Raw genomic sequence first — 24,825 nt, 5'->3', positions numbered from 1 at the left:
TCAGCGGCGTCCTTTCTTTTGGGTCTTGGGGAATTGCGGCACGCCCAAAGCTTCGGGCGGCAGCGGCAGGGCCGGGGCGGCGGTGCGCCGCGCGACCCGCAGCTTGGCCGAACGGGCGCGCGGATTGGCGGCAAGCTCGTCCTCATCCGGGCCGACGGCGCGGCGGGTGACCAGCTCGAACCGCGCGGTTGTATCGGCGCGCTGCGGAGCATAGCGGTTGGCATTCGCCTCGTGCCCCGAAGCGAGTTGCAAAAAGCGTTTGACGATGCGGTCCTCAAGGCTGTGGAAGGTGACCACGGCCAGAAGCCCGCCCGGCTTCAGCGCCCGCTCGGCGGCGGCCAGACCTTCGGCCAGTTCGGAAAACTCGGTGTTCACCGCAATGCGGATCGCCTGAAAGGCGCGCGTCGCCGGATGGCTTTGCCCGGGCTTCGGGCGCGGCAGCACGCGGGCCACGATTTCAGCCAGTTGCAGGGTGGTGGTGATCGGCGCGCGGCCCCGCGCCTCGACAATCGCATGGGCGATGCGGCGCGAGGCGTGATCCTCGCCGTAAAGATAGATGATATCGGCCAGTTCGCTTTCCGAAGCCGTCGCCACCAGATCGGCCGCCGAAGGGCCGTCCTGGCTCATCCGCATGTCCAGCGGACCGTCCTTCATGAAGGAAAATCCCCGCTCGGCCTGATCAAGCTGCATCGACGACACGCCAAGGTCCAGCACCACACCGTCCAGGGGCTCCCCCGCCAGCGTATCAAGGTCGGAAAACGTGCCCGCCACCAGCCGCAGCCGGTCGCCATAATCCCCGGCCCAGGCCGCGGCCATCTGAAACGCCAAAGGATCGCGGTCCACCCCGATCACCCGCGCCGCACCGGCGGCCAGCAGCCCGCGCGCATAGCCGCCCGCGCCGAACGTGCCATCCAGCCAGACACCCGACACCGGCGCCACGGCGGCCAGAAGCGGGGTCAGAAGGACGGGGATATGGGGGGCAGGTCCGGCCATCGCCTTACCCGACCCGCGCGGCCCTGCCGACAAGGGCAAGCGGATCGACGCCATCACCGTCATCCTCTTCGGCCAGTTCGGCTTCATAGACTTCGCGGCGGTAAAGCTTGAAACGGTTGGTGAAACCAGCAAAGGCAGCTTCGCCGCCGCCGGTCAGGCTGTCACCGGCAAAGCCCATCTTCTCGCGCACCTTGGGCGGCAGGACGATGCGGCCATCGGGTTCAACCTCGATCATCACGGAACGGCTGATCAGGTCACGCTCGGCGCGGTCGCGTTCGGGGCTGCCCAGTTCCATCGCCTCGATCCGGGCGGCCAGCGCATCGGCGCCCGCCCGGGAATAGCATTCGACGAAACGGCGGTTCTTGCCGCCATAGACCATGTAGACGCGCGGGCGGGGGCTGTCTTCGGTGACGGTGTCTTCGGCTTCCAGAATGCGGCGGAAGGCCGCCGGGATCGAGACCCGCGCCTTGCTGTCTACCTTCTGGTAGAACTCGCCTCTGAACGCCTCTGCCGCCATGGGCCTTTGGCCTTATCCTCTGCGCCCCCGCAGGGGCCTGAAATAGAAATGGCGGGCCGAGCTGCTGCCACTGCTCGACCCGCCGTCTTTCCCATCGCTGGGCGTCCAGCTGCGCTTGCCACCTGGGGGAGATGTCTGCTCGCTTGCGCGCCGGATCTCTGTTGTCGGATGAAGGCGGGTGCCTGTATGAGCCTGTCTTTTCGCCTTGTTCGGGGTCTTCGCTGCCCCAGCGTCTTGTTGCCCGCTTCATCTTCCGTGAACAAGGGATGGCACGGGATTTCATGGGAAGCAATGGAAATTTTTGGGAGGCAACGGGAGGATTTGGCCGTCAAACCGGAGGAAATCGGGCATCCGGCAGGGAATCCGCGGAAGGCTCGTCAATCACTAGGCGGACACGGCGCCGTTACCGCTAGATATGGTTTTCCCAGACTGGCCCATCCGCCGCCCATGATTTCCCAAGTTTTTTGCGCGCAGCCCAGCCAACACCGCCTTCCGGGCGTGGAAATTGCCTGCCAGACCGCCAGAACACGAAAAACCGGGGCAGATGGCCCCGGTTTTCCCATGATTTCCCATTTGAGTGATTCGTTTCGCGGGATGGGCAGATTGCCCATCCTACGACCAGTCGAGAACAACCTTGCCGGAAAGACCCGAACGCATGGTTTCGAACCCGGTGGTGAAATCCCCCGCCTTGAAGCGATGGGTGATCACCTTGCGCACATCCAGCCCGTTTTCCAGCATGGCGATCATCTTGTACCAGGTTTCAAAAATCTCGCGGCCATAGACGCCCTTGATGGTGATGGCCTTGAAGACGATGCGGCTCCAGTCCACCGGCGACTTGCCCGGCGGAATGCCCAGCATGGCGATGCGCCCGCCCATCACCAGCGCCTCGACCATCTGGTCAAGCGCCTGTTGATTGCCGCTCATCTCCATGCCGACATCGAAGCCCTGCACAATCTTGAGCCGCGCCATCACATCGCGCAAATCCTCCTGCGCCACGTTGACCGGCGTGACATCCGCCACCTCTGCCGCCAGCGCCAGCCGCGCCGGGTTGACATCGGTGATCACCACATGCCGCGCGCCGACATGCCGCGCCACGGCCCCCGCCATGATACCGATTGGCCCCGCCCCGGTGATCAGCACATCCTCGCCCACCAGATCAAAGCTCAACGCCGTATGCACGGCATTGCCCAGCGGGTCGAGGATGGCGCCGATCTCGTCATCAATGCTGTCGGGCAAGGGCACCACGTTGAAGGCAGGCAGCCGCAGGTATTCGGCAAAGGCGCCCGGCTCATTCACCCCGATCCCCCGCGTCGCCGGGTCCAGATGGAATTTCCCCGCCCGGCTCTGGCGGGAAAGCTTGCCGATCAGATGCCCCTCGCCCGAACAGCGCTGGCCGATCTCCAGCCCCTGCACCTGCGCACCCTTGGCCACGATTTCCCCGGCAAACTCATGGCCCGTCACCAGACCCACCGGCACCGTGCGCGCCGCCCATTCGTCCCAGTTCCAGATATGGATATCGGTGCCGCAGATGCCCGTCTTCTTCACCTTGATCAGCACATCCTCCGGCCCGATCTCGGGCACCGGACGGTCCTCCTGCCAGAGACCGACTTCAGCCTTCGCCTTGACCAGCACCTTCATTTCAATGCCCCCACCTTGCGGCCCGCGTCCTCGAACGCCGTCAGGGCCTGATCCAGATCGTCCATGGTCAGCCGCGCATTCATCTGCGTGCGGATGCGCGCCCCGCCGCGCGGCACCACCGGGAAGAAGAAGGCGGAAACCATCACCCCCCGCGCATCCAGCTCGGCGGCGAACCGTTGCGCCAAAGGCGCATCGCCCAGCATCACCGGAATGATCGGATGCTCCCCGGGCAACAGGCGGAAGCCCGCGCTTTCCAGCCCGGCCCGCCAATAGGCCGCATTGTGGAAAAGCTGCCGCCGCAGATTGTCGGCCCCTTCCACGATATCCAGCGCTGCCAGCGCCGCCCCCACCACCGCAGGCGGCAGCGCATTGGAAAAGAGATAGGGCCGCGCCCGCTGCCGCAGAAGGTCCACCACCGGCTGCGGCCCGGCGATGTAACCGCCCAGCGCGCCGCCCAAAGCCTTGCCCAGGGTGCCGGTCAGGATATCGGCCTTGACCCCGGCATGGGCGGGGGTGCCCCTGCCCTGCGGCCCCATGAAGCCGGTGGCATGGCAATCGTCCACCATCACCAGACAGCCATATTCATCGGCAATCCGCCGGATTTCTTTCAGGTTCGCCAGATAGCCGTCCATCGAAAACACGCCATCGGTGGCAATCATCACAAACCGCGCGCCCTCCTTGATCGCAGTCAGCACCTGCACTTCCAGATCGGCCATGTCATTGTTGGCATAGCGATAGCGCTTGGCCTTGCTCAACCGCACCCCGTCGATGATCGAGGCATGGTTGAGGCTGTCGGAAACGATGGCATCCTCCGGCCCCAGCAAAGGCTCGAACAAACCGCCATTGGCGTCGAAACAGGCGGCGAACAGGATGGCATCCTCGGTCCCAAGGAAGGCCGCAAGCCGCGTCTCCAACTGCCGGTGCAAATCCTGCGTGCCGCAGATGAAGCGGACCGAGGCCATGCCATAGCCATGGCTGTCCATCGCCGCCTTGGCCGCCGCCGCCAGCCGCGGATCATCGGCCAGCCCCAGATAGTTGTTGGCGCAAAGGTTCAGCATCCGCCGCCCGCCGATCGTGACATGCGCCCCCTGCGCCCCCTCGATCAGCCGCTCGCGCTTCATCAACCCCTCGGCCTCGATGCCGGCAAGGGTGTCTTTCAGGTGCGTCAGGAAGCGGGAATCTGTCATGGCGGAATCTCCTCCGGTTTAGCGGATATATCACGCAGATCAGTGCAGCGGTCAAGATAGCGGACTTCCGTCCTTTATAACGGAAATCCCATCCTCTCTCCCCAAATATCCCACGGGGGTCCGGGGGTGTGAAACCCCCGGTCCGCCGGTTCAGCTATCCTGCACGATCAAAAGCGCCCGCGCCCCGCCCTCGGCCCGGATCGCATGGGGCCGGTCGGCGGGATAGCGCGCGGTATCGCCGGGGCCGAGCAGGCTGTCCTCCTCGCCCGAGACCACCCGCAAGGCGCCCTCGATCACCGTCAGATGCTCGCGGCAGCCGGGCGAATGCGGCTCGCTTTCCAGCGCGCCCCCGGGGGCGAAACTCAGGTCATAAACCTCATGCTCGCCCACCGCTTCGGCGGGCGACAGAATGCGGATCGACACGCCCTTGCCTCGGCCATGGATGACGGGGGCCGCGGCGGCGCGGATCACCACGATGCCCGGTTCGGCCCGGCCTTCCAGCAACCCGGCGAAATCCACCTGCAACGCCTGCGTCAGGTTCCACAGCGTCGCCACGGTGGGCGAGGATTCGCCCCGCTCGATCTGGCTGACCATCGAGCGCGACACGCCCGAAAGCTTGGCAACGGCGTCAAGGCTGAGGCCGCGCGCCTTGCGCGCCTCGCGGAGCGACGCGGCGAGCCGGTCATGGATGTCGGAGCGCGGATTCATGTCCCGCAGCTAAGACCCCAATCGGCGGGGCGTCAACTGTAGGATGGTCAATATTGCCCCTCCTACGTCCCGCAGAAGGTCACATAGTCCCCGAAACCGGACGGGGCCGGCAGGGCAAAACGCTCGCGCCCGGCCTCGGGCGCGAAGGGGCGCGTCACCTCGGCCAGAAGGGTGCGGAACGGCTCCAGGTCGCCGCCGGTCGCCGCACCCAACGCCTCTTCCACCAGATGGTTGCGCGGAATCACCGCCGGATTGGCCATGGCCATCCGCGCCGCAGCATCAGGCGCCAGCGCCGCCCGCCAGCGCGGCAGCCAGTCGTCCAGCGCCTCTGGCCGGGCGAACAGCGCGCGGAGCGCCCCGGCATCCTGCGTGGCCCCCGCGAGCCGCCGAAAGGCAAGCGTCCAATCCACCCCCTGCCCCTCCATCGCCGCCAGAAACCCCGTGGCCAGCGCCGCATCCGGCGCCGAAAGCCCCAGCTTGGCCTGCATCACCACCGCCCATTCGGCGGCATAAAGCCCGGCAATCCCCTGCAACCGCCCGTTGGCCAGTTCCAGCGCCCTGTCCTCATCGGCATCGAAGAACGGCAGCAGGCATTCCGCCAGCCGCGCCAGATTCCAGCCCAGGATCAGCGGCTGATTGGCATAAGCATAGCGCCCCTGCCGGTCGATCGAGGAAAACACCGTGCCCGGCGCATAGGCTTCCATGAAGGCGCAGGGGCCATAGTCGATGGTCTCCCCCGACAGCGCCATATTGTCGGTGTTCATCACGCCATGGACAAAGCCAAGCCCCATCCATTGCGCGATCAGCCGCGCCTGCCGCGCCGCCAGCGCGTCGAACAGGCCAAGGCCATCGCCCGGCGCCAGTTCGGGAAAATGCCGCGCGATGGTGTAGTCCAAGAGCGCCCGCAGCCTGTCGCCATCGCCGCGCGCCGCCCAGAACTGAAAGCTGCCCACCCGGATATGGCTGGCCGCCACCCGCGCCAGCACCGCGCCGGGCAGCATCCCGCCATCACGCCGGATCGTCTCGCCCGTCGCCACCACGGCAAGCGACCGGGTGGTGGGCACGCCCATGGCCGCCATCGCCTCGGAAATCAGGAATTCGCGAAGCATGGGGCCGACCGCCGCCTTGCCATCGCCGCCGCGCGAAAACGGGGTGCGACCCGAGCCTTTGAGCTGAATGTCCCAGCGCCGCCCCTGCGGGTCGAGATGTTCGCCCAAAAGATGCGCCCGCCCGTCGCCCAGTTGCGGTGAAAAGCCGCCGAACTGATGCCCGGCATAGGCAAGCGCCACCGGCTCGGCCCCGGGTGGCAGGCTGGCACCGGAAAACCATGCGGCGGCATGGTCCTGCACCGCCGCCGGATCAAGCCCCAGCGCGGCGGCCAGCGGCGCGTTGAAGGCCAGAAGCACCGGCGCCGGGGCCGGATCGGGCACCTCGTCCAGATAGCTGCCCGGCAGATCACGCCGCCAACTGTTGTCGAACCGGAATGCCATGCGAACCCCATATCTTTTGCAAGATATGGCCCGGGCCGTGCCGCGAAACAAGCGGGCGCCGTCCGCCCGCTCACCCGCCTCCGAAGGTCAGAGGTAAATCCGACCGTCCGAGAATTCCAGCACCTCGATGCCCGAAACGATGTCGAGGCCGTCGATCCCCCCGCCGAGGTTCAGGACAGACACCGTGCCGTTGGGCAGCGTGGTTATGGTGTATTGCGCCCTTGTGCCGGTATAGAGCGCCGTATCCCAGCCCGCGCCGCCAACAATCGTGTCATTGCCGCGCCCGCCGGTGATGCGGTCGTTGCCCAGGCCCCCTTCGATGCTGTCGCGCCCGGCGCCGCCGTCGATCGTGTCGGCGCCACCCAGCCCGAAGATGAAATCATCCCCCGCCAGGCCGCGCAAAGTGTTGCGGTCATTGTCGCCGGTCAGCCGGTCGCCGAAACTGGAGCCGGTAAGGTTCTCGACGTCGATATAGCTGTCGCCCGCCGCCTGCCCGCCGGTGCCGGTATCGGTCAGAAGGCTGGCGATGACGCCCGATGTCGCGGCGGAATAGGCGACAGTATCGCGCCCGGTGCCGCCCTCGAACGTGTCATTGCCGCCCGAGCCGACCATCCAGTCATAGTCGCCCAAGGCCCGGATGCGGTTGGCGCCGCTGTCGCCGGTGATCAGGTCGCCAAAGATCGTGCCGGTCAGATTCTCGATGTTGAACAGAACCGTGGTGGTGCCGCCGATGACGACCGTGCGCAGCGACAGGTCGATCACAGCGCGGCTGCCGGCATCGACAAAACTGGCCATGTCGATTCCGTCGCCGCCATCGACCGTATCGGGGCCGGTGCCCGGGGTGATCCAGTCCCCGCCCTCTCGCCCGAGGTAAAGGGCGGCACCCGCTGTCGCCAGCATGTTGTTGCCGACCGGGGTGCCCTCGATCACATTGACCCCTGCCACCCGGGCAACCGCATCGGCGAAACTCAGCCACAGATCACCGAAAGCGAGGGCTTCCACGTCGAAATTCACCGTATCAACCCCGTCGGGCAGCGTGACCTGAAGACTGCCATCGGGGTTCAGGGCGAAACCGGCATCGGCCTCGCTCAGGTCGAAATATGCGGCGATATCCTCGCCAATGCCGCCGCGCAGGACATCGTTGCCCTGACGGCCCAGCAGCGTGTCATTTCCAAGACCACCCTCCAGCGTGTCATTGCCGCCGCGCCCGTCCAGCACCTCGTCACCAGCCGCGCCGCGCAAGAGGTCGCCATAATTGCTGGTCCCGCGCACTTCTTCGATATTTCTCAGGAACTGGGTGAAGGCCACGCCGTTCCAACTGCCGGTGGCCGTGCCCGCCACCAGGTCCACCACGACGGCCGAGGTCATTTCGGGGCGGCCATAGTTGATCCGGTCAACCCCGCCACCGCCGTCCACGGTGTCATTGCCGCCCTGCATCAGGAAGATTTCGCCCCCGGCAGAGCCGATCACATTGTCGGCCCAATCCGTTCCGTTGATCTCCAGCCGGCCGCCACTCTGGACGAGGGAGATGGTTTCGGCATTGCCATAACCGTCATTGCTGATCACGCCAGTCGCAAGATTGGCAACCAGACCCTGGGTTGCACTGTTCCAATCGTCATAGCCGCCGGAAAAATTCAGTCGGACGTTGCCGGTCAGGTTGATCACATAGCTGTCAACACCGCGCCAGCCGAACACCTGCACCCAAGTCTCGCCCGCCCCTGGGTTTATCAGAAATGTGTCGCGGGACTCGGAGCCGTAAATGTTGAAGCCATTGTTCACATCGGCCAAAACATTGGCCACGTCGATCAGGGTCGTCGTGCCCAAGCTGCTGGTCACAGTGCCGGTATTGGCTCCCCCATTAATTGTCACGCGGATGCCTTCGAGCTGACGCGCGAAGATGAGGTTGCTCCAGCCGCCGCCGGTGCCGACGCCGGAATAGATGATGTCGTCATTGCCCGCCGACCCGAAGATGTCATCGCCGCCGCCCGCCTCAGAGCTGCCGGCGTCGATTTCGTCATCGCCGGCGCCGCCGTCGATCGTGTCGCTGCCATCCCGGCCCAAAAGCGTATCGTTGCCGCCGCGCCCTTCGAGCAGGTCATTGCCGCCACGCCCGTCCAGCCGTTCGTCCGCACCCGCCCCGCGCAGCGTATCGCCGAAGGTGTTGGTGCCCCGGATATCCTCGACATTGGTCAACTGCTGGGTAAAGGCCACGGCCGCCCAGTTGCCCGTCGCGGTCTGGGCCTGCAAATCCACGACCACGCCGCTGGTCATCTGGTTGCGGTCAAACCGCACCAGATCAAAACCGCCGCCGCCGTTCAGCGTGTCATTGCCGCCCTGCAGAATGTAGACCTCGCGGCCATTGCCGCCGGTAATGCTGTCCGCCAGATTTGTGGCCGCGATTTCAAGCACACCGCCGCCTGATACCAGCGTCAGGGTTTCGGCATTGCCATAGCCGTCATTGGCGATAACCCCCGTGGCGATGTTCAGTTGCAGACCCTGCGTCGCGCCATTGGAATTGCCGAACTCGCCCGCGAAAATCAGCCGCACAGCCCCGCCGTTCAGGGTCAGGTTATAGCTGTCGGCGCCTCTGCCGCCGTTCAGATACATCCATTGCCCCGCCGTCGCGGTAAGGGTGAAACTGTCGGACAGGGTGCTGCCGAACAACCCGAACTCACCCGAGGTCAGCGCCGTGGCGATATCGGTCAATGTATCGGTGCCGCTGCCGTGCTGGATGCTGCCGGTATTGGTGGCGCCATTCAGCGTGGCCTGAATGGCAGAGCCATGCAGCGCATAGACCAGCTCGGTCCAGGTATCGGTGGTCACGACATCGGTGAAGACATAGGTATTGCTGCCCGGCGACGACAGGATGGTGTCGCCAGTGCCGAAGGGGTCATTGTCGGCGCCACCGGGGTTGATGGTGTCATTACCCTGTCCCCCCAGAAGCCCGTCGCCCTGAGGTGAGCCGAACACCGTCAGATCCGAGGTGATGCCCGTCGGGTCCAGCCCGATCAGCGGGTCCAGCGACAGCCGCGCATCCACCACGATATCCTGCAGCGACAGCAGCGCATCCAGCGGGGTGCCATTGTCATTGTTGACCAGTTCGGCCAGTGCCAGTTGATAGGCGGCCGCGCTCCAGCTTATGCCGGTCACCGTGGTCACCACATCGCCGCCCGCGGTTTCGGTGGTCCAGCCGGTCAGCGTGCCTCCCGTCAGCCCGGTCTGAACCGAGCCGGTAAAGCCGGTTCCGGTAAACACCGTCACCGCCCCGGTTGCCGGGTTCAGCGCGGTGATGCTGGTGGGTGAAAAGGTCTGGAATTGCAGCGCTCCGCCGCCGGCGTCGAAAGCGAAGCTCAGAAAATCAAGGCCGCCGGTGGAATTGGTCAATACGATTTGCATGGCTCTGTCCTAACTGAAAATCAGGTTCAAAGCTGATCAGGGGGAAACCTGCCCCCCGATCACCCCCCATGTCAAAAAGGTTAATACGACGGCAAGATTCGGGAAAGTGACAGTTCGGACGCCCGAAAACCGGCGGCATCCAAGGCTACAGGCTGCGCCCCAGCAGGGCCAGCGCGGCCAGAACCACCACCGCCCCGGCCACCGCTTCGATCCACGGCAGCGCGCGGGCGGCGGCATGGGTGCCCGGCAGGCTGGCCAGCGCCCCCTCACGCACCCAAACCGCGGCCAGTGCCACCGCCGCCGTCACCGTGGCCGTGCCAAGCCCCATGGCAAAGGCCCCCGCCACCCCCGCCGCGCCGATGCCCAGTTGCCATGTCAGGATCAGAAGGAACAGCGCCCCCGAACAGGGCCGCAGCGCAATTCCCGCGATCAGCGCCAGCCCGTCGCGCCAGCCGCGCAGCGCCGCGACCTGCGCCAGACTGGGGCCGTGGGCATGGCCGCAACTTTCGCAGACCGCAGGTTCGGGATGGGCGTGATCATGGTGGTCATGGTCGTGTGAATGCCCGCCGTGATGGTCGTGAACATGGGTCTGATCGTGCCCTTGATGCTCGCCCGCAGCCGCCTGTCGCCACAGTCCGCGCATTCCGCGCAGCATCAGCCAGAGGCCCACCGCCCCGATGGCCGCCGTGCCGATGGGCGCCGCGACCCGCGCGGCCCAGTCCTCTGTCTGGTCGCGGCCCCAGCCCAGCAGGGCCACCCCGGCATAGACAATGGCCACTGCGACCGCCGCCTGCGCCAGACTGGCCGCCAGTGCCAGCCCCAGAAGCCGCGCCACCGGAACCCGGCGCCCCATGCCATAGGCGCCGATCACCAGCTTGCCATGGCCCGGCCCCGCCGCATGCAGCACGCCATAGCCGAAGGTCACCGCCAAAAGCCCCGCCAGTGCCCCCGGCTCACCGCTGCGGATTGCGCGCACGGCCCCGGCCAGCACCGTCTGCGCCTCCCGCTGGGCGGCGGCGATCCAGCCCTCAACACCGGCCAAGGCACCGCTGGCCCAAAGCGCCAGCGCCAGAACCGCCAACCCAAGACCAAGAATCGTCAACCGGCGGCGCATGTGATCCGGGCCTCTTCGGCAAAGGCGGCGCCAACCGCGGGGAACTGGATTTCGGCATCCGCGCTGGGGGCAAGCTCGGACAGCGCTGCCTTCATCGCCTCATCCGCCGCCGAAGGATCAGGCACGAAAATCTCCGCCCGGCAGCCCTGTCCACCGCTGACCGTCGCGGTTTTCACCGCATAGGCGGTATAATAGCCCGGGTCATAGCTCTGCACCACCAGCGGCTGGTCGCCCAGCGCCACCGGCTCGGCAAAGCGGCGCAGATGGGTCGAGGTCAGCCGCGCATCGGCATAAGAGGCCGTCACCTCGGTCGGGCCGGTCCAGTCCAGCGGCGCCTCGCCCAGCAGGGCATAACTGTCACCAGCAAAGCCCGGCTCCCAGGCCATGTCAAAGCCGGCGATGGTGGCATTTTCCTCGGGCGTCAGCACGCCGTCGAAATCCTCGTCCAGCCCGCGGTCGGCGATCAGCGCCAGCGAGGTCAGGTCATCATAGGTCCAACTGATCCGCACCCCGGTCGCGCGGTTCTGCTCGTCCAGCAGCACTTCGATCCCTGCGTCGATGAAAATATGCGGATGGGCGTGGGCCGGGGCAACCGCCCCCGCCAGCACAATCCCCGCCGCCGCACCGCCTGCCCACATCGCCGCCGCTCCCACCTGTCGCGCGCAGCCTATCGCGGCCCGCGCCACGGGGCCAGCCCGCCCGACAGCAGGCCCGGCGGTCTTCCGCCGCAAAGCCCGGCGGTGCCCAGACCGGGCGCGCGGGGGCTTTCAAGTCGCCGCGCGCCCGCTTTCAGGCGTCCCCTTCGGCCCGGCGGACCGCCGGATGCGTGGCGGTGTCCAAAATATGGCCCGCTCCGTTCAGAACCTGACTGGCCCGCCCCACGATCAGCGGATCGGGCGTGCCCACCACAGCAGCATCCTTGCCCGGATAGTCGATGGTGGACAGGAAATGGCGCATCGCGTTCAGCCGCGCCCGTTTCTTGTCATTCGACTTGACGATGACCCAAGGCGCATCGGCGGTGTCGGTGTAAAAGAACATCGCCTCTTTCGCCTCGGTATAATCCTCCCATTTGTCGAGGCTGGCCTTGTCGATCGGGGAGAGTTTCCACATTTTCAGCGGATCGGTCTCGCGGGCAATGAACCGCGCCCGCTGTTCTTCGCGCGTCACCGAAAACCAGTATTTGTAAAGCCTGATGCCCGAGCGGACCAGCATCCGCTCCAGTTCCGGCGCCTGGCGCATGAATTCCAGATATTCCGACGGGCTGCAAAAGCCCATCACCCGCTCCACCCCGGCGCGGTTATACCAACTGCGGTCGAAGAACACGATTTCGCCGGTCGTGGGCAGATGCTGGATATAGCGCTGAAAGAACCACTCGCCCTTTTCCTTGTCGCTGGGCTTGGAGAGCGCCACGGTGCGGGCGTAGCGCGGGTTCAGATGCTCCATGAAGCGTTTGATCGTGCCGCCCTTGCCTGCAGCATCGCGCCCCTCCATCAGAATGACGAATTTCTGCCCGGTCTCCTGCGCCCAGATCTGCACCTTCAGAAGTTCGGCCTGCAACCGGGCCTTCTCGGCCTCATAGGCGACGCGGCCCATCAGCCGGGCATAGGGATAGCGCCCGGATTCAAAAGCCTGCCGGATGGTATCGGGGTCAACGGCGGGAAACTGGCGCGGGCCGGTCAGACGGTCGCGGTCGGACGGCGCGGCAGCGGCGGGTGCAGCGGCTTCGGCACCTGTTTCGGGCGCGGTTTGGCGGGCAAGCGTTTCGGCGGCTTCTTCCATGGGCACTCTCCTGACAGATCACATCCGGCGCTTGTCACGGGTGGCTTTGCGCGCCGCCTTGATCCGCGTCAAAATCCCGTGGCGGCGATGCGTCTTTGCGGCTTTCTGTTACAAAAGCGTCACGCCCGCCGCGCACCCGGCGGCAAATCCCTGCTGCCGCGCACCGGATATCGCTAACATTCCTCCCCGCCGGGGGCTTTCCCCCGCGCCGCCGCCGCCCTAGGATCGGCGCGACCAAGGCAAGGAGGCCCCGATGATCACGCTTTATGGCGTCTACCGCTCGCGCGCGTCGCGCCCGCTCTGGCTTCTGGCCGAAACGGGAACGCCCTTCACCCACGTTCCGGTGATCCAGTCCTATCGCCTTGCCGATCCCAAGGCTGCCGATGCGCCGCTGCACACCGCCTCGCCCGCCTTTCTGGCGGTGAACCCGCAGGCCCAGATTCCCGCGCTGGTCGAAGATGGGCTGGTCCTGACCGAATCGCTGGCCATTACCCTGCATCTGGCGCGGCGCTATGGCGGCAGCCTTGGCCCGGCCAGCGATGCCGAGGCGGCGCTGATGGAACAATGGGCGCTGTTCGCCGCAACGGGGGTCGAGGCGCCGGCGCTGGAAATCCTTTATACCCAAGGTGATGGCGGCGACAAAACCCCCGAGGGGCAGGCGCTGATCGCGGTGAATGCCGAAAAGCTGCGCCGCCCGCTGGCCCGGTTGCAGGGACATCTGGCCGCGCATGACTGGCTGGTGGGCGACCGTTTCACCGTGGCCGACATCAACACCGCCGAATGCCTGCGCTATGCTCAGGGCCATCCCAGCCTTCTGGGCGAATTTCCGGCGGTGAAGGCATGGCTTGAACGCTGTCAGGCCCGCCCGGCATTTCAGGCGATGTGGGCGGCCCGGCTGGCCGAACCGGCCTGAGCCGACAGGGCAATCCGCGCAGCATCCCAGACCACCGCTAACGACCCGCAGGGGGACAAATGACCTTTCACATTGGCGCCAAACCCGGCGAGATCGCCGAAACCGTTCTTTTGCCGGGCGACCCCTATCGCGCCCGCTGGGCGGCGCAGAAATATCTGGAAAACCCGGTGTTGGTGAACGAAGTGCGCGGGATGCTGGGCTATACCGGCACATGGCGCGGCCACCGGGTAACCATCCACGGCTCGGGCATGGGGATGCCGTCGCTGTCGATCTATGCTAATGAACTGATGAAGGATTATGGGGCGCAAACCCTGATCCGCATTGGATCGGCCGGGGCGTTGCAGCATCATGTGAAGGTGCGCGATGTGGTGCTGGCGCAGGCGGCCTCGAGCCTTGGCAATCCGTCGCGCTCGATCTTCCGCGAGCTGAACTTTGCGCCGGTGGCCGATTTCGGCCTGCTGGCAGCGGCAAATGTCGCCGCGCAGAAGATCGGCGTGCCGGTGCATGTCGGCGGCATCTATTCCTCGGACACCTTCTATGACGAACGCCCCGACCTGTCGGAGCAGTTGCAGCGCCATGGCACGCTTTGCGTGGAAATGGAGGCGGCCGAGCTTTACCACCTTGCCGCCCGTTATGGCCGCCGGGCGCTGGCGGTGCTGACCATCTCGGACCATATCCTCACGCATGAGGCGCTGCCCGCCGATCAGCGCGAAACCAGCTTTGGTGCGATGGTCGAGGTGGCGCTGGAGGCCGCCTTCGCCTGAACCCTAGGGCAACAGGGCCCGCGCCACCTGCGCCACCGGGCTTCCCGCGCGCAGCGGTCGCGCGGGCCAGAGGCGCAGCGCATGGGGCAGCCGCACGCGCTGTGGCAGGGGCGCCACCAGCGCCCCGCGCGCCAGATGCCCGGCGACCAGCGCGCCATGCGCCATCAGCACCCCCGCCCCGCCCGCCGCCTCTTCCACCGCCAGCGCGTAAAGGGAAAAGACCGGTCCCCGCGCCTCGAACCCCGGCAACACCGCCGCAGCCCAGAGCGCCCAATCACCTGCCCAGGCGGAATCGATCAGGCAGGGCAGCCCGCGCAGATCATCGGCACAGGCGATCCGCGCCGCCAACGCCGGGGAGCAGACGGGGAAAATCTCATCCTCGGCAACCAGTTGCCCCTGATCGCCGGGGAAAAGCGACAGATCATAAGGCGCGCGTTTCAGGTTGGGCGGCGCTTCAAGCGCCGTCACCGAAATCGCCAGTTCGGGCATCGCCGCCCGCAGCGCGGGCAACCGGGGCGTCAGCCACAATTGCGCAATCGCCGGCAAGGTGGCGATGTGGACGGCGCGCGGTGCCGCTTCGGCGCGCAACAGATGCTGCGCCTGCCCCAGCGCATCGAAGGCCGCGACGAAATCCGGCAACACCCGCGCGCCCAGCGCCGTCAGCCGAACCCCCCGCGCATCGCGCAAGAACAATGCCGCGCCCAGCCGGTCCTCCAGCGCCTTAACATGGGCCGTCACCGCCCCGGGCGTCACCCCCAGTTCTGCCGCTGCCGCCGCGAAACCGCCCAGCCGTGCCGCCGCTTCGAATGCGCGCAGGGCGTTCAGCGGCAGGTCTTTCGGGCGGGGTGGGGCAACGGGCATGGCTTACCTTTTCTGACCCTAGATTTTCGCAAATCTGATTTGCCCGCAAGCCCCGGCGCAGGTCAGATACCGGCAAAGGAGATCGCCATGCCCCATCTTGCCGCCCGCCCCTGGGTTCCCGTCGCCTGCGAGAGCTATATCCAGCGCCTTGCCACCGAAACCGCCGCCCCCTCGGGCGCGGTCGCGGCCCGGATCGAGGCGCTGATCACCCGCAACACCGCCATCCATGACGCCGAATGCTTCAACCTCAACCCGGCGACCAATGTGATGAACCCCGCTGCCGAGGCAGCGCTGGCACGCGGCCTTGGCAGCCGCCCCAGCCTTGGCTATCCGGGCGACAAATATGAAATGGGGCTGGAGGCGATCGAGGAAATCGAGGTCATCGCCGCCGAACTTGCCGCCGAGGTCTTTGGCGCGAAATATGCCGAGATTCGCGTGGCCTCTGGCGCGCTGGCTAACCTTTATGGCTTCATGGCGCTGACGAAACCCGGCGATGCCATCATCGCCCCGCCCCCGGCGGTGGGCGGCCATGTCACCCATCACGCCGCAGGCTGCGCCGGGCTTTACGGGCTGGTCACCCACCCCGCCCCGGTCAATGCCGATGGCTATACCGTTGATCTTGCAGCCCTTGCCGAACTGGCCGCGCGGGTGCGGCCCAAGCTGATCACCATTGGCGGCAGCCTGAACCTTTTCCCACATCCGGTGCGCGAAATCCGCGCCATCGCCGATTCCGTCGGCGCCAAGGTGCTGTTCGACGCCGCCCATCAATGCGGCATCATCGCGGGCGGGGTCTGGGCCAACCCCCTGGCCGAAGGCGCGCATCTGATGACGATGTCCACCTATAAATCGCTGGGCGGCCCGGCGGGCGGGTTGATCGTGACCAATGACGCCGCGATTGCCGAGCGGCTGGACGCCATCGCCTTCCCCGGCATGACCGCCAATTTCGACGCGGCGAAATCGGCGGCGCTGGCCATCAGCCTCCTGGACTGGCGCGACCATGGCCCGGCCTATGCCCGGGCGATGGTCGCGCTGTCGCAGGCGCTGGCGCAGGAGCTGTCGGCGCTTGGCCTGCCGGTCTTTGCCTCCGAACGGGGCGGCACCCAAAGCCATCAGTTCGCCATCGCGGCGGCAGGTTTCGGCGGCGGTCAGGCTGCCTCGAAAACCCTGCGCAAGGCGGGCTTCCTCGCCTGCGGCATCGGCCTGCCGCTGCCCGAGGTGGCCGGCGACCTCAACGGGTTGCGGATTGGCACGCCCGAACTGGTGCGCCGCGGCGTCACCCCCGCCGATGCCCCGACCCTTGCCGCGCTGATAGCCGAAGCCCTGCGCTCGAACGCGCCCGAGACACTTGCCCCCCGCACCGCTGCGCTGCGGCAGAAATTCACCGGGCTGCATTACATCCGGGCTTGAACAATCCGATTCGCGGGCGTCAGATGCGATCCCCCTGCAGGAGACCGCATCATGTTTGAACGCCAACTCGGAACCGGCGGGCCGATGGTTTCTGCCATCGGCCTTGGCGCCATGTCCTTCGGTGGCATCTTCGGCCCCACCGATGAAGGCGAAAGCTTCGCCTGCCTCGATGCCATGCTGGAGGAAGGCATCACCTTCATCGACACCGCCAATATCTACGGCATGGGCATCTCTGAAACGGTGATCGGCGCATGGCTGCGCAGCCGCCGCCCGGAGGTGACCATCGCCACCAAGGCCAGCTTTGTCGCCGGCCCGCCCCGCCGGATCGACAATTCGGAACCCCATCTGCGCGCCGAACTCGACGCCTCGCTGCGCCGCCTTGGCCGCGATCATGTCGAACTGTTCTACATCCACCGCCGCGAACACGACCGCCCGCTTGACGAGGTGGTGGGCACGCTGTCGCGCCTGATCGAAGAGGGCAAAATCGGCGGCTATGGCCTGTCCGAGGTGGCGCCCTATACCATCCGCGCCGCCCATGCGCTCCATCCCTGCCGGGCGGTGCAGAACGAATATTCGCTCTGGACCCGGCAACCCGAACTGGGCGTGATCCAGGATTGCGCGCGGCTGGGCATCGCCTTCATCCCCTTCTCCCCCCTGGCGCGCGGGATGCTGGGCGACACACCGCTGCCCCGGCCCGACGACGGGTTCCGCGGCAGCAATCCCCGCTTTACCGAGCCGAATTTCTCGGCCAACCTCGCCCGCATCGCACCCTTCCGCGCCTTCTGCGCCGCCCGGGGCTGGACCACGGCAGCCGCTGCGCTGGCTTGGGTGCTGCAACAGGGCGACCACCTGATCCCGATCCCGGGCACCCGCCACGCCACCCATCTGCGGCAATGGGCGCAGGCGGCAACCATCCGCTTCACCGCCGAAGATCGCGCCGAAATCGACCGCCTCCTGCCCCCCGGCTGGGCCGAGGGCGACCGTTATGGCGACCACCAGCTTCTGGCAATCGAACGCTACTGCTAGTTCATCTTGGCCTAAATATCCTCAGGGGGAGGCGCGGAACGCGCCGTGGGGGCAGAATGCCCCCGCCCCGGCCGGGTCAGGCGCGCGGCCGCAGACAGTGCCGCGCGGCCCGCCCCGGGCCGGGGTCGCAGGTTGCCCCGCAGGCTGCGCAGCGCTGGACCGAAGGGCCAAGACGGCGGTCCAGACGCCAGCGGCAGGCCCGTGTCAGGGTCGAGCCGCGCCGGGCAAGCCAGAGATACAGCAGCACCGACAACAGGAGCAAAGGCAGAAGCAGGATCATGCGCGCTTATCCCACGGACGCCCGCCCGGGGAAAGACCCGGCCCCGCCCAAGCCCCCTCAGGCGATGGCCGGCAAATCGCCCAGCGCGCGGCGCGGGGTAAAGGGAATCGGCCGCGACCGTTCCTTGCGGCTGCGCGAATAATCGGCCGGCATCGCCAGCACCGCATAGGACCGCCCGTCCTCGCCGTTGCGGTAAGACGGGCCCAACTGCCGCACGCCATACCCTAGCAGCCGCAGCGCCCGCATCAGCGCCAGCGACGACAGGCAGATCAGCTCTTCGGCCCCCTGCGCCCGTGCCGTCTCGACCAGACCGTCCACGATCAGCTCCAGACAGGCGCTGCGTTCGGCCTGTGTGGTCAGCTTGTCGGAAATCACCAGCCGGGTGCATTCCCAGACATTGGGCGTGGCGATGTCCACACTCATCACATGCGGCGGGATATGCGGCAGCTTGCCCGACAGCGCATCGCGCAGCATATAGGTATGGGTGCCCCAGACCGCCGTCGTCGCCATCGCACGGGCACCGCCCACCACATGCCCGTCCTTCAGCACCAGCGAATACTGGGCGACGGGCGTGTCATACTGATCCATCTCCACCTCGGCATTGTGGGGGATGTCCCAGTGCAGTTCATCGACGAAGACCTGTTTGCGCAGGGCCAGAAACTCCCAGAAAGCAGTTCCATGCCGGTGCAGGGTCGAGAAATCAAAGCGCGCGTTGTTCATTTGGGCGTCCTCATTTGGCCATCTTGACATGGCCAGAATAATCCGCCTGCGCCCGAAAGGCTTGCGATTTCAACCAATGAGTGCGCGATTGTCGCTTTGTCGCCTCAAAGAATCCGCCGCGCCGCCGCAATGGAGGCCGCCTGCGACTGCGTGCGCGCGCCCAGTTTGCGCTTCACATTGTTCAGCCGGGCCTTCACCGCGCTTTCGGAAATCCCCAGCCGTGCCGCAATCTGCTTGAGCCGCAACCCTTCGGCCTGCAATTTCAGCGCCTCGATCTCGGCATTGGTCAGGCTGGGTTCCTCTTCGCGGCCCGAATGCAGAATCGTGACGATCCGCAGCAGCGCCTCCAGCTCGCCCGCGTCGAAATCCCGGTCGCTGCGGAAGAACTGGCCATAGCTGCGCCGCCCGCGATCCGCCGCCGCGCTGACCGAAACCGCCGCTCCGAACACCAGTCCGAACAGCGCGCCCTGGGCGCGCACCTGCTGGGGGTCGGGCAGCGCCATTTCCGAAAAGCGGATGGCGCCGGTCTGGCCATAGACCCAGCGCAGCGCCGGATCCTGCACCACAAGCCCATGCGCGGTATAGAATTCAACCCAGGGTTCCGGCAGATGGTTCAGCTCTTCTTCGGGAAAGGAAAAGCCAACCCGGAGCGCGACATAGTATCCCGCCGGGGCGATCAGGCCGAATTGATCCGTCAGGGCTTGCGGAAAGGTCATCTACTCAAAACAGTTGCCGAAACTGCGCGGCGGCTTTAGCTTCCGCTTCGTCTGTTGTGCCCGTTCAACGCGTTTTCTGCAACACCTGACAACCCGGAGCGTTCAATGGGTGTCGATAACATTCGGGTCAACAGGGTGGCCGGCCTTCTGGACCGGCTTCGGGCCTATTGCGACACCGGCTTCGCACTGGCCATCCATATCCGCTATACCCGGCCTTCGCTGCTCTACCGCACCTATGCGCAGGGCTGGATCGACCATTACAGCGAAAAGGGCTTCATGCTCACCGATCCCGTGGTGCATTGGGGATTGACCCATGTCGGGGCGGTGGATTGGGCCGATCTGGCCGCGCAGGATGAGGCGGGGGTGATTGCCGATGCCGCAGCGCATGGCCTGTTCAACGGGCTGACCCATGGCGTCGGTCCGGCCAACAGCCGCACGATTTCCGGGCTGACCCGCTCGACCGGGCCGTTCAGCGATGAAGAGCGCGCCGAACTGGCCGAAATCGTTGTCGAAATCCACGCGGCAACCGAGGGCATCGAGCATTACAACGCCGAAACGCTCGAGGCTTTGCGCGCCTTGGGCTAAGGCCGTTGCGCCGGGGCAATTCAATTTGATCAAATTGTAACCGCAACAAATCTGCGGTTGCCCGGTGGTCCTCGCGGCCCAAACCTGCGGCGAAGCCCCTTGCGCAGGTCTGCCATGCCCCCGATTCCCCGCCGCAGCGCCGGCATTGTGCTGGCCCTGTGTTGCCTGCTGCTGCTGGGCGTCATGCCGCTGATTTCCGCCCATCGTCCGGCCGGGTCAGACGGGCTGACCTTCGCACTGGCGCTGACGCTCTGGCAGCTTCTCTTCGCGCTGCCGCTGTTTCTGGCCGAGCGGCGGCAGATCCGGCCCGCCCGCGCCGCCCCGGGACGCAGAACGCTGGCCATCGCCCTGCTGACCGGCCTGATGTTCGGCATCTCCACGCTGATGTATGTGGTGGCCGCCGACCGCGCCGGGCCGGTGGATATGGCCATTGCGTTGCAAGCCTATCCGTTCATCGCCATGGCGATGGAGGCGCTGATCCTGCGCAAACCGCGCAGCCGGAGGGAAATCGCCTGCGCCCTGATCATGGCGGCGGCTCTGGTCTGGCTGATCACCGGCGGCAACCTGTCGGCGGCGCATATTTCGGTCTGGGTGGTCTTCACGCTGGGCGTGCCGGTCTTGTGGAGTGCGGCGCATCTGATGCTGAAACAGGTGCTGACCACGACCACCGTCACCCCGTCCGAAGTGACGGTCACCCGGCTGGTGATTTCCGGCGCGCTGCTTCTGGTGCTGGCGGCGCTGTTCGGGGAACCGGGGGCGCTAATTCGCGCGCTGGGCGATCCGGGGTTTCAGATGGCGGCGGCGGCGATGGGGCTGGCCTACTATCTGGAGCTGATCCTGTGGTTCAACGCCATCCGCCATATCGACGTGTCGCTCGGCTCTTCCCTCACCGTGCCGGCGCCGGCGGTCACCATGGGGGTCAGCGCGCTTCTGCTGGCAACGCCGGTCGCACCCTATCAGATCGCCAGCATGGCGGTGATCACGGCAGCGCTGTATGGGCTGATCTTCGGCGGCCGCGCGAAATGACAAAGGCGCGCCCCGGGGCGCGCCTTGGACAAGACGGGGCTAAAGGGTGGCTTAGACCACCCGGTCCACCATCATCTTCTTGATCTCGGCAATCGCCTTGGCCGGGTTCAGCCCCTTGGGGCAGGTCTTGGTGCAGTTCATGATCGTGTGGCAACGATACAGCTTGAACGGGTCTTCCAGCGCATCCAGACGCTCCCCCGTCGCCTCGTCGCGGCTGTCGATGATCCAGCGATAGGCATGCAGCAGCGCCGCCGGCCCAAGGTATTTGTCGCCGTTCCACCAATAGCTGGGGCAAGAGGTGCTGCACGAAGCGCACATCACGCATTCATAAAGCCCGTCCAGCTTTTTCCGGTCTTCGATCGACTGGCGCCATTCCTTGGCGGGGCGGTTGGTCTTGGTCTCCAGCCACGGCATGATGCTGGCGTGCTGGGCATAGAAATGCGTCAGGTCGGGGATCAGATCCTTGATCACCGGCATATGCGGCAGCGGATAGATCTTCACATCGCCGCGCACCTCATCCAGCCCATAGATACAGGCCAGCGTGTTGATCCCGTCGATGTTCATGGCGCAAGACCCGCAAATCCCCTCGCGGCAGGACCGGCGGAAGGTCAGCGTCGGGTCGATCTCGTTCTTGATCTTGATCAGCGCGTCCAGAACCATCGGGCCGCATTTATCCATGTCGAGGAAATAGGTATCGACCTGCGGGTTCTTCCCGTCATCGGGGTTCCAGCGGTAAATCTGGAACTTGCGCACATTCTTGCCCTCGGGCTTCGGCCAGGTCTTGCCGGTGCGGATTTTCGAGTTCTTGGGAAGCGTGAACTGGACCATTTGGCTTGCCTTCTCAGATCAGGGCGGGCTGCGCCGGGGGCGCTGGCAGGAAACGGGGGCAGCGCGACATCAGCCGCGCCAGCCGGGTTGGTCGTAAAGCGGGCGGCTGGGGAATTGCCCCGAGCGTTGCTTGACGCAGGAATTGAACACAGCCGCCGGATCGCGGCCCATCAGATAGTCGGACGACACATTGACCTCGAAATTGGCCGCCGCCTTGCCTTCGGAGGTGACGCCGACGCCGACCTGCCCGCGCGGATGCAGGGCAAGATTGGCGCGCTCGACACAAGAGCGTTCTGCCTCTTCCACGGAAACCGGGCCGCAGGCGGACAGGATCGGCAACAGGGCGACAAGGGCAAGGGTGCTGCGCATGGTCATCCTTTCAGCGGCGGCACGCCGCGCGCCGCGAAACAGGCGGTGGCAGAGGGGCGGGAGGCCAGATTGCGGATGTTCAGGATGGTCTGGCTGCCCGCCTCGACCCCCACATCCCGCGCCAGCGCCCGCATCTCTTCGGGTGTGGCGGCATCCAGCACGCATTGCGTGGCAGCATCGGCCACCGGCCCGGGCAATTCGCGCGCCAGAACCGGCTGCACCACGGATTCGGCGGTGCGCCGCACCGCCTTGTCAGCCATCTCGGCCGGATCGCAGGCGGCCAGCGTGCCGATCGCCAGAACCGGCAGAACCCATTGAAGCGTCGTCCTCATTCCAGCTCTCCCACTGCAAGGCCCTGCGCCCTGAGCAGAACATCGCCGGAGGAGATGGCCTGCACCAGACACATCCGCGTGTCAGGCCGGGCGGCCACGCCCTGCACCACCGGCCAGGCCCGCGTTGCCGCCGACTGTGCATCACCTGCACCCGCCGCCCCAGCCAGCTTCAGCAGCTCGTCCGTGGTCGCATTGTTGACGATGCAATCGGAATAGGGCTTGACCGGAACCCCCGGCAGATAGCGCCCCGCCGCGGCATCCACCGCGCTGCGGGCCAGCCCGCGCGTGGTTTCCTGCATCGCCGCCTCACCGGCCACGCAGGCCGGCAGCAGCACAAGCAGGGCAAGGGCCGCAGCGGCGCGCATCAGAACTTCCGCTCTGCCGGGGCGATCTTCTTGAGGCTGATGCCCCCCTCGGCTTCGGTGGTCAGCGGCGCGGTATGGACGGCGCGGTAATCCAGCGTCACCTTGTTGCCCTCGACCCAAGCCAGCGAGTGCTTGCGCCAGTTGGCATCATCGCGGGTCGGATAATCCTCATGCGCATGGGCGCCGCGGCTTTCGGTGCGGGCATGGGCGCCATAGATCGTGGCCAGCGCATTGGGCATCAGGTTTTGCAGTTCCAGCGTTTCCATCAGGTCGCTGTTCCAGACAAGGCTGCGGTCGGTGACCTTGAGGTCGCCCATCTTGCCGGCAATCGCCGTCATCTTCTGCACGCCCTCGGCCAGCGTCTTGTCGGTGCGGAACACCGCCGCATCGGCCTGCATGGTGCGCTGCATTTCCAGCCGCAGATCAGCGGTCGGGATGGCGCCATTGGCATTGCGGGTAGCGTCAAAGCGGGTCAGCGCCTTGTCCACTTCGGCCACGTTCACCGGGGCGTTGCGTTCCTTGGGGTTCACGATTTCCCCGGCACGGATCGCTGCGGCGCGGCCAAAGACCACAAGGTCGATCAGCGAGTTCGAGCCCAGACGGTTCGCGCCATGGACCGAGGCGCAGCCCGCCTCACCCACGGCCATCAGGCCCGGGAACACCGCGTCGGGGCTTTCGGCGGAGGGGTTCAGAACCTCACCCCAATAGTTCGTCGGAATGCCACCCATGTTGTAGTGAACCGTGGGCAGAACCGGGATCGGTTCCTTGGTCAGGTCCACCCCGGCAAAAATCCGCGCCGATTCCGAAATCCCCGGCAGGCGCAAGTCCAGCGTTTCCTTGGGCAGGTGGTTCAGGTGCAGGTGGATGTGGTCGCCATTGGCCCCCACCCCGCGCCCTTCGCGGATTTCGATGGTCATGCAGCGCGAAACATAGTCGCGCGGCGCAAGGTCTTTGTAATGGGGCGCATAACGCTCCATGAACCGCTCACCGTTCGAGTTGGTCAGATAGCCGCCCTCACCGCGCGCCCCTTCGGTGATCAGACAGCCCGAGCCATAGATGCCGGTCGGGTGGAACTGCACAAACTCCATATCCTGCAGCGGGAGACCCGCACGGGCCACCATGCCGCCACCGTCGCCGGTGCAGGTATGGGCCGAGGTCGCGCTGAAATAGGCCCGGCCATAGCCGCCGGTCGCCAGCACGGTCATCTTGGCGTTGAAGACGTGGATCGTGCCATCGTCCAGCTTCCACGCGACGACGCCGGTGCAGCGGCCATCGGTGATGATCAGGTCAATGGCGAAATATTCGATGAAGAACTCGGCATTGTTCTTCAGGCTCTGGCCATACAGCGTGTGCAGAATGGCGTGGCCGGTGCGGTCGGCGGCAGCACAGGTGCGCTGCACCGGCGGGCCTTCGCCGAATTCGGTCGTATGGCCGCCGAAGGGGCGCTGATAGATCTTGCCCTCTTCGGTGCGGCTGAAGGGCACGCCGTAATGCTCCAGCTCGTAAACTGCCTTGGGCGCCTCACGGGCGAGGTATTCCATCGCGTCGGTATCGCCCAGCCAGTCCGACCCCTTCACGGTGTCATACATGTGCCATTGCCAGCTGTCCGGCCCCATGTTGCCAAGGCTGGCCGCAATGCCGCCCTGTGCGGCGACCGTGTGCGAGCGCGTCGGGAAAACCTTGGTCACGCAGGCGGTGCGCAGACCCTGCTCGGCCATGCCCAGCGTGGCGCGCAGACCGGCGCCACCGGCCCCCACGACGACGACGTCATAGTCATGCACTTCATAAGGATAAGCTTTGGACATCATCAA

General features: G+C 66.0%; 25 protein-coding genes. 6 read left to right on the top strand and 19 right to left on the bottom strand.

Features of this window, described 5'->3' with window-relative positions; translation table 11 throughout:
- From rsmH to ppk2, 10 genes are all read right to left on the bottom strand, one after another.
- Positions 1-993 carry a 16S rRNA (cytosine(1402)-N(4))-methyltransferase RsmH gene (gene rsmH, locus HS053_RS02955; RefSeq protein ID WP_174210072.1) on the bottom strand — a complete coding sequence of 331 codons (993 nt, stop codon included), beginning with the start codon at positions 991-993 and terminating at the stop codon, positions 1-3.
- A gap of 4 nt (positions 994-997) precedes the next feature.
- The gene (locus HS053_RS02950; protein ID WP_174209718.1) at positions 998-1,510 is read right to left on the bottom strand and encodes a division/cell wall cluster transcriptional repressor MraZ; all 513 of its coding nucleotides are present in this window, start codon (positions 1,508-1,510) and stop codon (positions 998-1,000) included.
- Positions 1,511-2,122: 612 nt separating this feature from the next.
- On the bottom strand, positions 2,123-3,148 hold the full coding sequence (tdh, locus tag HS053_RS02945) for an L-threonine 3-dehydrogenase (protein ID WP_174209717.1): 1,026 nt from the start codon (positions 3,146-3,148) through the stop codon (positions 2,123-2,125).
- Entirely contained in the window at positions 3,145-4,335 is a 1,191-nt protein-coding gene (locus HS053_RS02940; RefSeq protein ID WP_174209716.1) for a glycine C-acetyltransferase, read from the bottom strand. Before HS053_RS02940 ends, tdh begins: the two co-directional genes overlap by 4 nt.
- A 150-nt stretch (positions 4,336-4,485) precedes the next feature.
- Positions 4,486-5,043: a helix-turn-helix domain-containing protein gene (locus tag HS053_RS02935; protein WP_174209715.1), complete on the bottom strand. Its 558-nt coding sequence runs from the start codon at positions 5,041-5,043 to the stop codon at positions 4,486-4,488.
- 62 nt (positions 5,044-5,105) lie between these two features.
- Positions 5,106-6,533: a protein adenylyltransferase SelO gene (locus HS053_RS02930; protein WP_174209714.1), complete on the bottom strand. Its 1,428-nt coding sequence runs from the start codon at positions 6,531-6,533 to the stop codon at positions 5,106-5,108.
- 87 nt (positions 6,534-6,620) lie between these two features.
- A complete protein-coding gene (locus tag HS053_RS02925) occupies positions 6,621-9,929 on the bottom strand; it encodes a beta strand repeat-containing protein (RefSeq protein WP_174209713.1) in 3,309 nt (1,102 codons plus the stop codon).
- 145 nt (positions 9,930-10,074) lie between these two features.
- Positions 10,075-11,031, bottom strand: a complete 957-nt coding sequence (locus tag HS053_RS02920; protein WP_347233284.1) for a nickel/cobalt transporter — start codon at positions 11,029-11,031, stop codon at positions 10,075-10,077.
- Entirely contained in the window at positions 11,028-11,681 is a 654-nt protein-coding gene (locus HS053_RS02915; RefSeq protein ID WP_174209711.1) for a DUF1007 family protein, read from the bottom strand. Before HS053_RS02915 ends, HS053_RS02920 begins: the two co-directional genes overlap by 4 nt.
- A gap of 151 nt (positions 11,682-11,832) precedes the next feature.
- Entirely contained in the window at positions 11,833-12,822 is a 990-nt protein-coding gene (ppk2, locus tag HS053_RS02910) for a polyphosphate kinase 2 (protein ID WP_174209710.1), read from the bottom strand.
- A 253-nt stretch (positions 12,823-13,075) separates the two neighbouring features.
- On the opposite strand from ppk2, the gene HS053_RS02905 reads away from it, so the two are divergent.
- Positions 13,076-13,735, top strand: a complete 660-nt coding sequence (locus tag HS053_RS02905) for a glutathione S-transferase family protein (protein WP_174209709.1) — start codon at positions 13,076-13,078, stop codon at positions 13,733-13,735.
- Positions 13,736-13,794: 59 nt separating this feature from the next.
- Positions 13,795-14,499 (top strand): purine-nucleoside phosphorylase, encoded by a 705-nt coding sequence (deoD, locus tag HS053_RS02900; RefSeq protein WP_174209708.1) that lies wholly within the window; start codon positions 13,795-13,797, stop codon positions 14,497-14,499.
- A 3-nt stretch (positions 14,500-14,502) separates the two neighbouring features.
- Here deoD and HS053_RS02895 read toward each other — a convergent pair whose 3' ends face one another.
- On the bottom strand, positions 14,503-15,360 hold the full coding sequence (locus HS053_RS02895; protein ID WP_174209707.1) for a LysR family transcriptional regulator: 858 nt from the start codon (positions 15,358-15,360) through the stop codon (positions 14,503-14,505).
- 87 nt (positions 15,361-15,447) lie between these two features.
- Between HS053_RS02895 and HS053_RS02890 the strand changes: the two genes are divergently transcribed.
- Both HS053_RS02890 and HS053_RS02885 read left to right on the top strand, forming a co-directional pair.
- Positions 15,448-16,767: a serine hydroxymethyltransferase gene (locus HS053_RS02890; RefSeq protein ID WP_174209706.1), complete on the top strand. Its 1,320-nt coding sequence runs from the start codon at positions 15,448-15,450 to the stop codon at positions 16,765-16,767.
- A 51-nt stretch (positions 16,768-16,818) separates the two neighbouring features.
- Complete coding sequence (locus HS053_RS02885) at positions 16,819-17,793, top strand: aldo/keto reductase (RefSeq protein WP_174209705.1); 975 nt, start codon at positions 16,819-16,821, stop codon at positions 17,791-17,793.
- A 76-nt stretch (positions 17,794-17,869) separates the two neighbouring features.
- Here HS053_RS02885 and HS053_RS02880 read toward each other — a convergent pair whose 3' ends face one another.
- From HS053_RS02880 to HS053_RS02870, 3 genes are all read right to left on the bottom strand, one after another.
- Complete coding sequence (locus HS053_RS02880; RefSeq protein ID WP_174209704.1) at positions 17,870-18,073, bottom strand: hypothetical protein; 204 nt, start codon at positions 18,071-18,073, stop codon at positions 17,870-17,872.
- A 57-nt stretch (positions 18,074-18,130) separates the two neighbouring features.
- Positions 18,131-18,793, bottom strand: coding sequence for an acyl-homoserine-lactone synthase (locus HS053_RS02875; protein WP_174209703.1), 663 nt, complete (start codon positions 18,791-18,793; stop codon positions 18,131-18,133).
- A gap of 104 nt (positions 18,794-18,897) precedes the next feature.
- Positions 18,898-19,509, bottom strand: a complete 612-nt coding sequence (locus tag HS053_RS02870; RefSeq protein ID WP_174209702.1) for a helix-turn-helix transcriptional regulator — start codon at positions 19,507-19,509, stop codon at positions 18,898-18,900.
- A 105-nt stretch (positions 19,510-19,614) separates the two neighbouring features.
- Between HS053_RS02870 and HS053_RS02865 the strand changes: the two genes are divergently transcribed.
- Both HS053_RS02865 and HS053_RS02860 read left to right on the top strand, forming a co-directional pair.
- The gene (locus HS053_RS02865; protein ID WP_174209701.1) at positions 19,615-20,094 is read left to right on the top strand and encodes an autoinducer binding domain-containing protein; all 480 of its coding nucleotides are present in this window, start codon (positions 19,615-19,617) and stop codon (positions 20,092-20,094) included.
- Between the two features lie 114 nt (positions 20,095-20,208).
- A complete protein-coding gene (locus HS053_RS02860) occupies positions 20,209-21,120 on the top strand; it encodes a DMT family transporter (protein ID WP_174209700.1) in 912 nt (303 codons plus the stop codon).
- A 51-nt stretch (positions 21,121-21,171) separates the two neighbouring features.
- Here the strand turns inward: HS053_RS02860 and HS053_RS02855 are convergent, their stop codons facing one another.
- The 5 genes from HS053_RS02855 to sdhA form a co-directional block, all read right to left on the bottom strand.
- Complete coding sequence (locus HS053_RS02855; RefSeq protein ID WP_174209699.1) at positions 21,172-21,948, bottom strand: succinate dehydrogenase iron-sulfur subunit; 777 nt, start codon at positions 21,946-21,948, stop codon at positions 21,172-21,174.
- A 69-nt stretch (positions 21,949-22,017) separates the two neighbouring features.
- Positions 22,018-22,317 carry a hypothetical protein gene (locus HS053_RS02850; protein ID WP_174209698.1) on the bottom strand — a complete coding sequence of 100 codons (300 nt, stop codon included), beginning with the start codon at positions 22,315-22,317 and terminating at the stop codon, positions 22,018-22,020.
- 2 nt (positions 22,318-22,319) lie between these two features.
- Positions 22,320-22,649: a hypothetical protein gene (locus tag HS053_RS02845; protein WP_174209697.1), complete on the bottom strand. Its 330-nt coding sequence runs from the start codon at positions 22,647-22,649 to the stop codon at positions 22,320-22,322.
- Positions 22,646-23,014 carry a hypothetical protein gene (locus HS053_RS02840; protein ID WP_174209696.1) on the bottom strand — a complete coding sequence of 123 codons (369 nt, stop codon included), beginning with the start codon at positions 23,012-23,014 and terminating at the stop codon, positions 22,646-22,648. The genes HS053_RS02845 and HS053_RS02840 overlap by 4 nt, the downstream gene beginning before the upstream one ends.
- Entirely contained in the window at positions 23,014-24,819 is a 1,806-nt protein-coding gene (gene sdhA / locus HS053_RS02835) for a succinate dehydrogenase flavoprotein subunit (RefSeq protein WP_174209695.1), read from the bottom strand. Before sdhA ends, HS053_RS02840 begins: the two co-directional genes overlap by 1 nt.
- Positions 24,820-24,825: the final 6 nt, after the last annotated feature.

The organism is Tabrizicola fusiformis, from assembly GCF_013328815.1.
Lineage (GTDB): Bacteria > Pseudomonadota > Alphaproteobacteria > Rhodobacterales > Rhodobacteraceae > Fuscibacter.
The sequence above is the reverse complement of the archived record's forward strand: the minus strand, read 5'-3'. Positions and strand labels throughout refer to the sequence as shown.

Bases quoted from the DNA above. Each gene is read 5' to 3' on its own strand.
- HS053_RS02930 (WP_174209714.1), bottom strand. From the start codon at position 6,533: ATGGCATTCCGGTTCGACAACAGTTGGCGGCGTGATCTGCCGGGCAGC.
- HS053_RS02855 (WP_174209699.1), bottom strand. From the start codon at position 21,948: ATGGTCCAGTTCACGCTTCCCAAGAACTCGAAAATCCGCACCGGCAAG.
- HS053_RS02890 (WP_174209706.1), top strand. From the start codon at position 15,448: ATGCCCCATCTTGCCGCCCGCCCCTGGGTTCCCGTCGCCTGCGAGAGC.
- HS053_RS02935 (WP_174209715.1), bottom strand. From the start codon at position 5,043: ATGAATCCGCGCTCCGACATCCATGACCGGCTCGCCGCGTCGCTCCGC.
- HS053_RS02840 (WP_174209696.1), bottom strand. From the start codon at position 23,014: ATGCGCGCCGCTGCGGCCCTTGCCCTGCTTGTGCTGCTGCCGGCCTGC.
- HS053_RS02915 (WP_174209711.1), bottom strand. From the start codon at position 11,681: ATGTGGGCAGGCGGTGCGGCGGCGGGGATTGTGCTGGCGGGGGCGGTT.
- sdhA (WP_174209695.1), bottom strand. From the start codon at position 24,819: ATGTCCAAAGCTTATCCTTATGAAGTGCATGACTATGACGTCGTCGTC.
- HS053_RS02950 (WP_174209718.1), bottom strand. From the start codon at position 1,510: ATGGCGGCAGAGGCGTTCAGAGGCGAGTTCTACCAGAAGGTAGACAGC.
- HS053_RS02925 (WP_174209713.1), bottom strand. From the start codon at position 9,929: ATGCAAATCGTATTGACCAATTCCACCGGCGGCCTTGATTTTCTGAGC.
- HS053_RS02850 (WP_174209698.1), bottom strand. From the start codon at position 22,317: ATGCGCAGCACCCTTGCCCTTGTCGCCCTGTTGCCGATCCTGTCCGCC.
- HS053_RS02880 (WP_174209704.1), bottom strand. From the start codon at position 18,073: ATGATCCTGCTTCTGCCTTTGCTCCTGTTGTCGGTGCTGCTGTATCTC.
- HS053_RS02885 (WP_174209705.1), top strand. From the start codon at position 16,819: ATGTTTGAACGCCAACTCGGAACCGGCGGGCCGATGGTTTCTGCCATC.
- HS053_RS02895 (WP_174209707.1), bottom strand. From the start codon at position 15,360: ATGCCCGTTGCCCCACCCCGCCCGAAAGACCTGCCGCTGAACGCCCTG.
- deoD (WP_174209708.1), top strand. From the start codon at position 13,795: ATGACCTTTCACATTGGCGCCAAACCCGGCGAGATCGCCGAAACCGTT.
- tdh (WP_174209717.1), bottom strand. From the start codon at position 3,148: ATGAAGGTGCTGGTCAAGGCGAAGGCTGAAGTCGGTCTCTGGCAGGAG.
- ppk2 (WP_174209710.1), bottom strand. From the start codon at position 12,822: ATGGAAGAAGCCGCCGAAACGCTTGCCCGCCAAACCGCGCCCGAAACA.
- HS053_RS02860 (WP_174209700.1), top strand. From the start codon at position 20,209: ATGCCCCCGATTCCCCGCCGCAGCGCCGGCATTGTGCTGGCCCTGTGT.
- rsmH (WP_174210072.1), bottom strand. From the start codon at position 993: ATGGCCGGACCTGCCCCCCATATCCCCGTCCTTCTGACCCCGCTTCTG.
- HS053_RS02845 (WP_174209697.1), bottom strand. From the start codon at position 22,649: ATGAGGACGACGCTTCAATGGGTTCTGCCGGTTCTGGCGATCGGCACG.
- HS053_RS02875 (WP_174209703.1), bottom strand. From the start codon at position 18,793: ATGAACAACGCGCGCTTTGATTTCTCGACCCTGCACCGGCATGGAACT.
- HS053_RS02905 (WP_174209709.1), top strand. From the start codon at position 13,076: ATGATCACGCTTTATGGCGTCTACCGCTCGCGCGCGTCGCGCCCGCTC.
- HS053_RS02870 (WP_174209702.1), bottom strand. From the start codon at position 19,509: ATGACCTTTCCGCAAGCCCTGACGGATCAATTCGGCCTGATCGCCCCG.
- HS053_RS02865 (WP_174209701.1), top strand. From the start codon at position 19,615: ATGGGTGTCGATAACATTCGGGTCAACAGGGTGGCCGGCCTTCTGGAC.
- HS053_RS02940 (WP_174209716.1), bottom strand. From the start codon at position 4,335: ATGACAGATTCCCGCTTCCTGACGCACCTGAAAGACACCCTTGCCGGC.